The 12,303-nt window shown below is 71.4% G+C and carries 7 protein-coding genes; 2 read left to right on the top strand and 5 right to left on the bottom strand.

The annotated features are described in order from the left end of the window. Positions 1-251 precede the first annotated feature (251 nt). Both ABZ490_RS08265 and ABZ490_RS08270 read left to right on the top strand, forming a co-directional pair. Positions 252-5,171 (top strand): ricin-type beta-trefoil lectin domain protein, encoded by a 4,920-nt coding sequence (locus ABZ490_RS08265; RefSeq protein WP_358986124.1) that lies wholly within the window; start codon positions 252-254, stop codon positions 5,169-5,171. 24 nt (positions 5,172-5,195) lie between these two features. Continuing rightward, positions 5,196-5,798, top strand: coding sequence for a contact-dependent growth inhibition system immunity protein (locus tag ABZ490_RS08270; protein ID WP_358986127.1), 603 nt, complete (start codon positions 5,196-5,198; stop codon positions 5,796-5,798). A gap of 79 nt (positions 5,799-5,877) precedes the next feature. Here ABZ490_RS08270 and ABZ490_RS08275 read toward each other — a convergent pair whose 3' ends face one another. From ABZ490_RS08275 to ABZ490_RS08295, 5 genes are read right to left on the bottom strand one after another with little or no spacing between them, the layout of a single operon-like run. Next, positions 5,878-6,882, bottom strand: coding sequence for a LacI family DNA-binding transcriptional regulator (locus tag ABZ490_RS08275; protein ID WP_358986130.1), 1,005 nt, complete (start codon positions 6,880-6,882; stop codon positions 5,878-5,880). After that, positions 6,882-9,158 (bottom strand): alpha-xylosidase, encoded by a 2,277-nt coding sequence (gene yicI, locus ABZ490_RS08280; protein WP_358986134.1) that lies wholly within the window; start codon positions 9,156-9,158, stop codon positions 6,882-6,884. Before yicI ends, ABZ490_RS08275 begins: the two co-directional genes overlap by 1 nt. A gap of 14 nt (positions 9,159-9,172) precedes the next feature. Beyond that, positions 9,173-9,994, bottom strand: coding sequence for a carbohydrate ABC transporter permease (locus tag ABZ490_RS08285; protein WP_358986137.1), 822 nt, complete (start codon positions 9,992-9,994; stop codon positions 9,173-9,175). Further along, a complete protein-coding gene (locus ABZ490_RS08290) occupies positions 9,991-10,902 on the bottom strand; it encodes a sugar ABC transporter permease (protein ID WP_358986140.1) in 912 nt (303 codons plus the stop codon). Before ABZ490_RS08290 ends, ABZ490_RS08285 begins: the two co-directional genes overlap by 4 nt. Further along, positions 10,899-12,200, bottom strand: coding sequence for an extracellular solute-binding protein (locus ABZ490_RS08295; RefSeq protein WP_358986143.1), 1,302 nt, complete (start codon positions 12,198-12,200; stop codon positions 10,899-10,901). The genes ABZ490_RS08290 and ABZ490_RS08295 overlap by 4 nt, the downstream gene beginning before the upstream one ends. Between the last annotated feature and the right edge of the window lie 103 nt (positions 12,201-12,303).

Raw genomic sequence — 12,303 nt, forward strand, 5'->3', positions numbered from 1 at the left:
CCACAGCAGCATCACGTTTCTCACAATTCTCTCAGAAAACTCTTGTCCTGAACCCGTCACCTCTGCCTATGGTGTTCGCCGCGCCCGACGGAGCCGACCACTCCGTCATCGTGCGCGACCACAGGCGACCGGGGGGATGTCCGTCGCCACGGGGAGAGACAGACCGTTTCGTCGTGCCGCGAGCCGACTCTTCACGCATGCCCTGATCCACGGGTGCCCCCGGTCGCCTCCATGCGATGAAGGGATGCCTCTTGCGCCCCGTACGAGGGTTCATCAGGCCCGGATCACCACGGTCCGGGCCACTCACCACACTGCTGACGGCCACCGTCGCGGCCGCCGTACTGGGCGGTCTCGCCGTCCAGCCGTCGCTGCTCGGCCGGTACGCCGCCGACGACATGGCGCCCGTGGCCGACAGCTACGACGGCTTCGACGCGAAGGCGGCCGAACAGCTCCGCCAGGACCAGTGCCTCATGACCGAGGTCCTGCGGATGGGCGGACCGGCCATGTACGGCGTCGCCCAGAACGGACTGAACCAGCCACCGGACTCGCTGCACACGGCGGCGAACCGGGAGTACTGGAACACCACCCCGCTGAGCACCGCGTTCCAGAAGGACCGCGACGACATCGACAAGATCGACCTGTACGGGCGGCTGGGTGAGTGGAAGAAGCCCCTGTCCGGGCTCTCCTACCCGGGCGGCTTCCAGAGCGTCGCGGACTTCGCCGACCCGCCGGGCCTCGCCGGGCGCGGCAAGGACTACTTCGCGCAGGTCGGCATCACGCCGTGGCTCGGCGCCCAGTGGTGGAAGAGCGAGGGCGACTACTACGAGGACCCGACCCCGAAGGCCGACGACGCGACCGCGAAGGCGGTCACCGACCTCGGCACCCCGCTCTACGGCAAGGACCCCGACCCGCACCTCCCGCAGGCCGAGTGGAACCGGGCCCTGGCCGAGCAGCGGGCCTGGGAAGACCGCGTCTTCATGCACAAGCAGTGGGCCGACGACGCCCGCATCTTCCTCTCCTCCGGCGGCTTCCCGCGCACCGCGCCCGAGCCGGGCAGCGTCGAGCACCGCATCGCCGTCGAGGACCTGAAGTCCCGGTTCGCCTCGTGCGACTGGCACAGCCCCGCCGACCCGAACAAGGTCCTCGGCAAGGAGGTCGCGGACGCCTCCGCCGAGTGGCAGCAGGAGATCGCCGCCCAGGCGACCCAGCGCAACCAGATCCTGAACGCGAGCCGGGACGCCACCAAGGCCCTCGCCGACGGCGCCTCCGCGCTCGGCGAGATGCTGGGCCAGTCCTGGATCGCCGACCATCTCGCCCGCTGGCAGGACTGGTGGTCGGCCGGCGGCCCCGGCTGGATCGGCGACAGCCCGTTCGTGATCCACGCCCACGGCGCCACCGACAAGTGCCTGGAGGTCGCGGGCGCCAAGAAGGACAACGGCACGGCCGTACAGCTCTACACCTGCAACGGCGGCGCCGGGCAGAAGTGGCAGATCTCCGGCGACCAGCTGGTCAACCCGAACTCGGGCAAGTGCCTGACCGTCAAGGGCGGCGCGAGCGCGAACGGGACCGCCGTGCAGATCTCCACCTGTGGCACGGGTGCCTCGCAGCAGTGGGAGTACGGCACCCACGGCACCACCCGCCTCTACAACCCGGGTACCGCCAACTGCCTCGACCTCGCCGACTACACCAACAGCCGTGACGGGCGGATGTGGGACTGCACGGGCAAGGCCCCGCAGCAGTTCGACGTCGTCCCCTCCGGGCACAACGGCACCGACGACCTCGACTACCCGGCCAAGGCGCAGTTCGACAAGGCGAAGAAGGGCGTCACCGACGCCCAGGCCGCGGCGAAGAAGCAGCTCGACCTGCTGAAGGCGCAGGCCGCCGCTGCGAAGAAGGCGGCCACCGACACCGACACGGCGACCCAGGCCGCCTACGCCATCGCCGACAAGGCGGGCGCCCCGCGCGGCCGGGGCCTGCTCGTCGCCCAGCAGAAGGCCCAGGTCACCAAGGCCTCGGCGGCTGCCCTGGAGGCGCTGGCCAAGGCCGGTGACACGGCGTACTCCGCGACCAAGGCCGCCGTCGGCGACAGCGAGACCATCGCGGCCCGCGCCCTGACGCAGGCCGCGCAGTCGAAGGCGGCGTTCCGTACGGCCGCCGCGAACGAGGCCCGTGCCCAGGCGAAGGCCGCCGCCGACGCTGCCGCCGTCCAGGCGCAGGCCGCCAAGGCCGCCCGGGACCTGGCGAAGGCGAAGCTGGCCGAGACGCAGAAGGCCGAGGCGGACGCGAAGGCCGCGGCGGCCGACGCGCACGCCAAGCGGCTCGCGGCGGAGGCCGAGGAGGCCACGGCGAAGGCGGAGAAGGAGACCGCCGCCGCCAAGCAGGCCGAGGCCGCCCAGCACAAGAAGAACGCCGAGGGCTACGCGGCGACCGCGACCGAGGCCAAGGGCCGGGCGGAGACCTCCGAGTCCACCGCGCGGGCCAAGCGGCAGGACGCCGAGGCCGCCCGGGACCGGGCCAAGGGCAAGCGCGACGACGCCTGGGACGCGGAGTCCAAGGCGAACGCGGCCCGGGCCAAGGCCGACGCGAAGGACGCCTACGCCGAGGCCCATGACTCGGACGCCGACGCCAAGGACTCGCGGGCCGCGGCCGACGCCGCCGACTCGGCGGCCGACGACGCGGAGTCCGCGGCGACCTCGGCCCGTGCGGAGGCGAACGCCGCGACCCAGGCGGCCGCGGACGCGGACGCCGCCGCCACCCGCGCGGAGGCCGCTGCCAAGCGGGCCCGCTCGGACGCGGACGCGGCCCAGGCCGCCAAGCTGAAGGCGGACGCGGCCGTCCGTACGGCGACCAGTGCCGCCGCCGACGCCATCAAGGCCTCCGAGGCCGCCGCCTCCGCCGCCCGTACGGCTGTGAAGCTGGCCGACGAGGCGGACCAGCACGCGGCCGACGCGAAGGCCCAGGCGGACGCGGCGAAGGCGGAGTCCGTCAAGGCGGTCGCCGGAGCGGCCGACGCGGCCGGTCACGCGTACACCACCGCGCAGGCCGCGGCGGACGCGGGTGCCTCGGCGCAGCAGGTCGCCGTGCCGGCCAACGACGCCGTCCAGCTCGGTTCGCCGTATGTCGACACCGACGCGACCGCGGGGCTGGTGGTCCTGACGGGCCAGTCGTCGAAGACGATCGCCGAGCAGCAGAAGGCCGTCGCGGAGGCGCATGCCGCCAACGCGCAGAAGAACGCCGACCAGGCGGCGAGCCTCGCCGCGGCGGCGACGGGCGACGCGAAGGCGGCGTACACGCTGGCCGCGGAGGCCGCCGGGTTCGCCGCGACGGCCCGCAAGTCGGCGAAGGAGGCCCTGGGTTACGCGGCCGAGGCCGCCCAGTACGCCGCCGACGCGCAGTCCTCGCTGGCCCGCACCATCGAGTACGACCAGCAGGCCGGCGCCGACGCAGCGGCGGCCGACAAGGCCGCGGGACGCGCCGAGGGCTATGCGACCGACGCGCGTGCCTCGGCCGACCAGGCCGCGCTGGACGCGGAGGCCGCCCGCACGGCCGCCTCCCAGGCCGAGCAGGCCGCCAAGGACGCCCGCGCGGCGGCCGACCGCGCCGACGCCGAGGCCACCCTGGCCGAGCAGGCCGCCAAGGACGCCCAGAAGTACGCGGAGTCGGCCCAGCAGGCGGCGGACTCGGCCGAACGCAAGGAGGCCAACGGGCAGGTCCAGGCGGGCGCCGGCACCGGTGCCAACGGGGTCTTCTACGTCATCGAGAAGATGACCGACGCGGCCCCGGCCAAGCAGCTCAACAAGTGCGACTACACGCTCCAGGGCTGCACGGTGACGTACGAACTGCACCTCGACCTCACGGTCAGCTACTACCTCTGCACCAACCCGGACGTCCCGGCCACCGAGTCGGGCTGCCCGGCGGAGGACACGCTCTTCCTCAAGACGGTGGTCCTCAAGAACCAGAAGCAGGAGTGGACGCACCACTTCTCCGCAGGTGACATCACGCGCCTGGGCTGGCAGGCCCTCTTCGGGGACACGCTCGGCGCGGTCCTCTACGAGGTCGTGCTCGGCGACGCCGTCCGCTGCTACCACGGTGACGCCGCGGGCTGCGCCTGGTTCGCGTCCAACTTCATCCCGGGCAAGGCCTTCACGAAGGTCGCCGAGGGGCTGCGCGCCCTGGACGCCGCCATGAAGACCGGGATCGGGGTCACCGACGCGTTCAAGGCGCTGAAGACGCTGGACAACCTGGACCCGGAGACACTGGCCCAGATCGAGCGCAGTGTGAAGGCGTACGAGGACGCGCGCACGGCGTGCAAGATCAACAGCTTCCCCGGCGCCACCGAGGTGGTCCTGGCCGACGGCAGCCGCAAGGCGATCAGTGACGTCCGGCTCGGCGACCTCCTGCTGGCCACGGACCCGCTCACCGGCCGTACCCAGGCCGAGCCGGTCACCCGCACGTTCTCGCACCCGACCGAGGACCTGCTGGACATCACCCTGGCGGACGGCGGGCGTCTGACGAGCACGCCGGGCCACCGCTTCTACGTCACCGGCCGGGACTGGACCTTCGCGTCCGACCTGCGCGCAGGCGACAGCGTGCGCACCTCCGACGGCACCCTCCGTACGGTGGCGGCGGTGAGGGACCGGGACGACCGGGCACCCCGGACGGTCTACGACCTGACGGTGTCGGGCCTGCACACGTTCTACGCGGTGGCGGGCAGCACTCCGGTGCTGGTCCACAACTGCAACGACATCGTGTTCGACGGCGCCAAGTTCCCCGGCCTGGCGCACACGATCACGGAGCACGTGACGCCCAACAGGGCGGCGGCCGAGGCCCTGGCCGCCCAGAAGACGGCCAAGTACGGCAAGGACACCCCGAACAGCGTGTGGGTGGACCAGGACACGGCCCAGAAGGTCGTCGACGCCGCCCTGGCCGACAAGGCGAGCATGATCAGCAACTGGCTGCGGGGCAAGAAGGTCGATCTGGACTGGTCGGGCTTCTTCGGACCGAAGAGCGATTCCCTCGGCACGGTGTACTACGCCAACGGGACCGCGGCGGGCCGGGCCCCCACGGCCGCCGGCAACGGCTACTACATCAAGCTGGTCAGGGCACCGAAGGGTCCGGGGATCCCGAAGCACCCCCGGGGCTACTACGTGCAGACCTGCTACCCGAAGTAAGCCCGAGGCAAGGAGAGACACACGGTGCCGCGCTTCACCGATTTCGGATTCGGAGTCCCATGGGTGATGGGGTTCTTCCACCAGGACTGGATCCACGACGGGCCGACGGCCACCGACGTCGTGGCGAAACACCTGGCGGAGGAGAGCGACGAGGAGGTCCTCGCGGTACGCCGGGACGCCCTCGCGCTCGCCGACCGGCTGCCCTCGGAGACACTCGAGGTGCTGTGGACCGCCGGAGCCCAGTACATGCCGGGATTCGTGGGGATCACGGGAGCCGAGTGGACCCGGACGGTCGTCGGCCTGTGCGACGCCGTGCTGTCCGCGCGGGCCGACGTGCGTCCCCTCACCGGTGCGGACACGGAGGACGGCCTGTCCCGGCGGGACGCGGTCGTCGCCGAGATCGAGCGGGCGCGGTTCCTCCCGGCCGAGGTGCGGGAGGCGCTCGTCGAGTGCGCCCGCGACTGCACCCCGGATCTGGCGCTCCGCGTGCTGCTGAACGCCGTCGAGCACGCGCCCGGCGCGACCCTGACCCCGGAGCAGTACCGGGCGATGGAGAGCATCGGGACGGCCCTCCACTACGGCGAGTTCGTCGTGGACCGCGTCCGGTTCCTGGTGGAGACGCCCTGACCGCGTGACCGCACGGAAGAGGGGCCCGCACTCACCCGAGTGCGGGCCCCTTTTCCGTGGGGGTCACGCGGTCATACGGTCACGCGGTCGTCCGCGCCGCCGTACTCGCCCGCCGCGTCAGCGTCGGCTGGAGGAGGGTGGCCTCCGGGACCGGGGCGCCCGTCAGTTTCTCCATCAGCAGGTCCACCGCGCGTTCGCCCAGCTCCTCCGACGGGAGGGCCACGGACGTGAGGTGGAGGCGGTCGGCGAGTTCGTCGGGGCAGATCGCCGTCACCGAGAGGTCTCCGGGGACCCGGAGACCGAGCTGCTCGAAGGCGGTGACCAGGGGTTCGAGGACCGCCTCGTTGTGGACGACCACGCCCGTGAGGGCCGGCTGGTCGCGCAGGAGGCGTTCCGCGACCCGCCGGGCCGCCGCCGGGGTCGCCTCGCAGGGGTGGACGGCCGAGGCGAGCCCGCCGCGGTCGGCGGCCGCGGTGAAGCCCTGGACCACACGCTGGGCGAAGGCCGTGCCCCGGACGTAGACCTCCGGGGGCGAGCCGACCAGCGCCACCACCCGGTGCCCCAGCTGGGCAAGATGCTCCACGCACCGCTCGCCCGCGCTCCGGAAGTCGAGGTCGACGCAGGTCAGCCCGGCGGAGTCGCGCGGGAAGCCGATCATCACGGACGGCCGGTCCAGGCTGCGCAGCAGCGGCAGCCGGGGGTCGTGGAGCTGGACGTCCATCAGGATCAGCGCGTCGACCAGGGCGGTGTCCGCGACCCGGCGCAGACCGTCCTCGCCCTCCTCCTGGGTGAGGAGCAGGACGTCGTGGTCGTGCCGCCGGGCCGCCGTCACCACCGACGCCACGAACTGCATGACCACCGGGACATGGATGCCGGCCCGCAGCGGGGCGACCAGGGCCAGGACGTTGGAGCGCCGTCCGGCGAGGGCCCGGGCGCCCGCGTGCGGGCGGTAGCCCAGCTCGCGGGCGGCCGCCTCGACGCGCTGCCGGGTCTCCGTCGAGATCGGGCGTTTGCCGCTGAGCGCGTACGACACCGTGCTGGCGGAGACCCCGGCCCGCCGCGCCACGTCCGTGATCTTCACCATCAGCGCAGCTCCAGCGTGAGGAAGCCGGTGCCCGCCTCGGCCCGGGCCACCCGGTCGCCGGCCGCGAGCGCCCAGGGCGCGGGGGAGTCGCCCGCGGAGGCCCGCAGGGTGTCCCCTTCGCGTACGACGGTGAAGACCGTGTCGCCGACCCGCACCGTCACCTCCGCCCCCCGCTCCAGGCCGTACGTCCGCAGCGTCACCCCGTCGGCGTGCGGATAGTCGGGCCGGTCGGCGTGCGCGCCCACCGGGAGCACCGCGCCCGGCCGCACCAGCAGCGGCAGACTGCGGAACCCGTGCCGTTCGCGCACCCAGCGCGGTCCGGTCACGGTGCGCCCGGTGAGGAAGTCGGTCCAGGTGCCCTCGGGGACGTAGTAGGTGACGTCCCCCTCGTCGCTGAAGACGGGGGCGACCAGCAGATCCGGGCCGAGCATGTACTGCCGCTCGACCTGCGCGCACCCGGGGTCGTCGGGGAACTCCAGCACCATCGCCCGCATCACCGGCAGCCCTTCCTCGTGGGCGACGCGGGCGACGTCGTACAGGTAGGGCATGAGCCGCAGTTTGAGGCGGGTGAAGTGGCGCAGGACGTCCACGGACTCCTCGTCGAAGAGCCAGGGGACGCGGTACGAGGAGCTGCCGTGCAGCCGGCTGTGCGAGGACAGCAGCCCGAAGGCCAGCCAGCGCTTGAACAGCGCGGGCGTCGGGGTGCCTTCGAAGCCGCCGATGTCATGGCTCCAGAAGCCGAACCCGGACAGGCCGAGCGACAGCCCGCCGCGCAGCGACTCGGCCATCGAGGCGTACGTCGCCTCGCAGTCGCCGCCCCAGTGGACGGGGAACTTCTGGCTGCCGGCGGTCGCCGAGCGGGCGAAGACGACCGCCTCGCCCTCGCCCCGGTGCTTGCGCAGGACGTCGAAGACGGTGCGGTTGTAGAGGTAGGTGTAGTAGTTGTGCATCCGCTCCGGGTCGGAGCCGTCGGACCACTCCACGTCCAGCGGCACCCGTTCGCCGAAGTCGGTCTTGAAGCAGTCGACGCCCTGTGCGAGCAGCGCCTCCAGGTGGGAGGCGTACCACTCGCGGGCGGCGGGGCTGGTGAAGTCGACCAGCGCCATGCCGGGCTGCCACATGTCCCACTGCCAGACGCTGCCGTCGGGGCGGCGCAGCAGATGGCCGAGCGCCCTGCCCTCGGCGAACAGCGGGGAACGCTGGGCGATGTACGGGTTGATCCACACGCAGATGTGCAGGCCCTTGGCCTTCAGCCGGGTCAGCATGCCCTCCGGGTCGGGGAAGACCCGGGGGTCCCAGCGGAAGTCGCACCAGTGGAACTCCCGCATCCAGAAGCAGTCGAAGTGGAAGACGGACAGGGGAAGTTCGCGCTCCCGCATGCCCTCGATGAAGGAGGTGACCGTCTCCTCGTCGTAGGAGGTGGTGAAGGAGGTCGACAGCCACAGGCCGAACGACCAGGCGGGCGGGAGCGCGGGGCGGCCGGTGAGGGCGGTGTACCGGCGGAGGATGTCCTTCGGGGTCGGGCCGTGGATGACGTAGTACGTCAGTTCCTGGGTCTCCGCGCTGAACTGCACCCGGGAGACGGCCTCCGAGCCGACCTCGAAGCTCACCCTGCCGGGGTGGTCGACGAAGACGCCGTAGCCGGCGTCGGTGAGGTAGAACGGCACGTTCTTGTACGCCTGTTCGGTGGCCGTGCCGCCGTCGGCGTTCCAGATGTCGACGACCTGGCCGTTCCGGACGAGCGGGCCGAAGCGTTCGCCGAGGCCGTAGACGGAGGTGCCGACCCCGAGGTCGAGCTGTTCGCGCAGGTAGTGGCCGCCGGTGGCCGCGTCCCGCAGGATGGCCATGCCCTTGGGGCCGCTGGCGGTGAGGGGGCGGCCGTGGGCGAGGAACTCCACCCGCCAGGGGCCGGAGCGGGCCACCCGGACCGACAGCGCCCCGGAGGTGAGGGTCGTGTGGTCGTCGTCGTGGGAGAGCAGCGGGGTGGCGGCGGAGCCGGTGAGCTCGAAGACCGGCTCGCGCGGCCGCTCGCCCGTGAAGTGGCGCAGGGTCAGGCCGATGACGTCCGGCATCGGGGTGCGGACGGTGAGCGTCATGACCGGTCCCGTCATCAGGTCGCCGCGGCTGCGGATGGGCCGGGTCGGCGCGTGGATCTCCAGGGCGCCGGCGCCGGCGCCGGTGTCGGGGCCGTCGGGCTCGGTGACGTCGAGGACCTCGGCCGGGTACGCGGCGGTGACGCCCTCGCGCAGCAGCCAGTAACCGTCGGAGAACTTCATGGTGGGGGGTCTCCTTACTTCACGGCGCCCACCGCGATGCCGCGGGTGAGCGTGCGCTGGAAGACGAGGAAGAAGACGAGCGCGGGCAGGACGCCGAGCAGGGCGGCGGCGTTGGTCATGGTGGCGTCCATCAGCCGCTGGCCCTGGAGGACGCCGAGGGCCACCGACACCGTCTGGTTGTCGTTGGAGATCAGCATGACCAGCGGGAGGAGGAACTCGTTCCAGGTCCAGACGAAGAAGAGGACGAGGAGGACCCCGAGGGTGGGACGGCTGACGGGGACGACGATCCGCCACAGCACCTGCCACTTGTTCGCCCCGTCGATGCGGGCCGCCTCGACGATCTCCCGGGGGAACCGGCTCAGCACGGAGGAGAGCAAATAGGTGCCGAAGGCGGCCTGGAGCACCGTGAAGACGATGATCACGCTCAGCCGGGTGTCGTAGAGGCCCACCTGCTTGCTCAGGTAGTAGACCGGGTAGACCAGTGCCTCCTGCGGGAGCATGGTGGCGAGGACGAAGAAGGCCAGGACCCAGGTGCGGCCCCTGATCCTGCCGATGCCGATCGCGTACGCGTTCAGGATCGACAGGGCCACCGCCAGCACCGCCACCGAGCCGCTGATGAGGACCGAGTTGACCAGCTTCCGGCTGTAGTCGACCCGCTCCCAGAAGTCCTCCAGACCGTCCAGGTACAGGCCGTCCGGCAGGCTCAGCGGGCCGTTGCGCGCGTACTCCGCCGGGGACTTGACCGCGTTCACCACGACGATCAGGAAGGGGACGATCATGAAGAGGGCGGCGAGGCAGAGGGCCACCAGGACCGGGTAACGGCGGACGGCCCTCATGGGCGTGTCCCTTCCTCGGCGTCCTCCGCGCGGGTCTGCAGTCCCAGGCCGATCAGGGCGAGGGCCAGGATGATCACGGTCAGGACCGTGGAGATCGCGGCGCCGTAGCCGACCTGGGTCTTCTCGAAGAAGGTGGTGAAGGAGAAGTAGGACGGGACGTCCGTCGCGCCGCCCGGTCCGCCCTTCGTCAGGACGTACACCGCGCCGAACACCTTCAGCGCGGCGATCGTGCACCAGGTCAGCACGACGGAGATCTCCGGGCGGAGCTGCGGCAGCGTCACGTGCCGGAAGCGGTTCCACCAGCCGGCGCCGTCCAACTCGGCCGCCTCGTGGAGCTGGGGGTCGACGCGTTGCAGACCGGCCATGAAGATCACCAGCGGAAAGCCGATCTGCACCCACACCATCACGCCCATCACGCTGTACAGCGCGAAGTCGGGGTCGCCGAGCCAGTCCCGCTGCCGGCCGCCCAGCCCGACGGCGTTCAGGAACGTGTTGAGGGCGCCGTCGTCGGGGGCGAGGATCCAGCTCCACACGATCCCCGCGACCGCGATCGGCAGCACCTGCGGGAGGTAGAAGCAGGCGCGCAGGACGGCGGTGATCCGGGAGCCGAAGTGCTTGCCGACGTGGTCGAACAGGGCGGCCGCGAGCACCAGCCCGAGGGCCGTGGGGATCGCGGCCATCGCCACGACCATGAAGAGGCTGTGCCGGAAACTCGCCCAGAACTCCGCGTCGTCCAGCAGCTCCCGGTAGTTGGCGAGCCCGGACCACGACGGACTGCCCACGCCCTGCCAGTCGGTGAAGCTCACGCCCGTGTTCACCAGGAACGGGACGATCACGACGGCGAGGAAGGCCAGCGCACCGGGGAGCAGGAACAGGGCGTAGGAACCGTGAGCGCCGCGCGCCCTCATCGCTGCGGCACGCCCTTGTCGTACGCCTTCTGCAACGCGTCCAGGTAGGCGTCCGGTTTCGTGCTGCCGGTGAGCAGCTTCTGGGTCTCGGAGACCAGGACGTCGTAGAAGCCGGGGACCGGCCAGTCGGGGTAGAAGGCGAGCCCGTCGCGGTCGGAGAGGGTGTTGAACTGGGCGATGAGTTCCTTGGCCTTCGGGTCGGTGATCGCGGCCGGGTCCGCCGCGACCGGGACCCCGCCCTTGTTGCCGAGCAGGTTCTGGATCTTCTTCGACAGGGTGATGTCGATGAAGTCGTAGGCGAGTTCCTTGTTGCCGGCGTTCTTGGGGACGACCCAGAGGTTGCCGCCGGAGCCCAGGGTGAGGTCCGAGCCGGGCCACAGGGTGGTGCCCCAGTCGAACGCCGTCGCCTCCGCCTGGAAACGGCCGTACCACCAGCTGCCGGAGAACAGGATCGGAGCCTTGCCCCGGATGAAGGAGACCCCGGCCTCCTCGGCCTTGGCGCCGCTCGCCGTCCTGCCGAGATAGCCCTTCTTCACCCAGTCCGCGAAGGTCTCGGCCGCGTAGGTCCACGCCGGGTCATGGAAGTCGGTCTTCCCCCGGTACAGCTCGTAGGAGTCGACCCAGGAGCGGTCGGCCTTGGACAGGGCGAGCTGGTAGAGGTACTGCTGGGCGAGGTACTCGGCGCCGGAGTCGGCGAGCGGGGTGACGCCGTGCTCGACGAAGGTGTCCATCGCGGTGACCAGGTCGTCGAACGTCTTCGGCTCGGGTAGGTCGTACTTCGCGAACAGATCCTTGTTGAAGTAGACCATCGTGTACTCGGCGTAGTCCGGCACGCCGAACCACTTGCCGGAGCCCATGACACCGTTGTCGTCGTACTGGCTGGTGGTGCGCACGCCCGGGCTCAGCAGCTTGTCCCAGCCGCGCTTCTTCGCCTCGGCGGACAGATCGGTGAGCAGCCCCTGCTTCGACAGCAGGCCGGCCGTCGCGTTGCCCTTGTTGTACTCCATCAGATCGGGTGCGTCGGAGGAGTTGAGGACCATGGGGGCGGTCTTCTGGATCTGCTCGAAGCTCTTCTCCTCGAACTTCACCTTCACGCCCGGGTGCTGGGCCTCGAACTCCTTGATCGCCTCCGCCCAGGCGACGCCCATCGCGCTGGTCGGGCCCTCGTAGTGCCACAGTCGCAGGGTCTGGGGATCGGAACTGCCGCTGTCGTTCGTGCCGCCGCAGGAGGCCAGCAGCAGGGCACCCGCCAGGGCCGCCGCCGCACTCGCCGCCGCACGCCTTCTCGCCGTCAACATCCTCTGCCTCCGGGGGAGTTCGGGATGGTTCTCTCGGGCAGGAACAGCCGTCACGCGGCGTTCGACGAGGTCGTCGAACCGTTTCGATGCGTGACGTCGAAGC

The sequence above is a fragment of the Streptomyces sp. NPDC005811 genome (assembly GCF_040630405.1).
Lineage (GTDB): Bacteria > Actinomycetota > Actinomycetes > Streptomycetales > Streptomycetaceae > Streptomyces.

Coding starts and splice junctions, on each gene's coding strand:
- ABZ490_RS08275 (WP_358986130.1), bottom strand. CDS start 6,882: ATGGTGAAGATCACGGACGTGGCGCGGCGGGCCGGGGTCTCCGCCAGC.
- yicI (WP_358986134.1), bottom strand. CDS start 9,158: ATGAAGTTCTCCGACGGTTACTGGCTGCTGCGCGAGGGCGTCACCGCC.
- ABZ490_RS08285 (WP_358986137.1), bottom strand. CDS start 9,994: ATGAGGGCCGTCCGCCGTTACCCGGTCCTGGTGGCCCTCTGCCTCGCC.
- ABZ490_RS08290 (WP_358986140.1), bottom strand. CDS start 10,902: ATGAGGGCGCGCGGCGCTCACGGTTCCTACGCCCTGTTCCTGCTCCCC.
- ABZ490_RS08295 (WP_358986143.1), bottom strand. CDS start 12,200: ATGTTGACGGCGAGAAGGCGTGCGGCGGCGAGTGCGGCGGCGGCCCTG.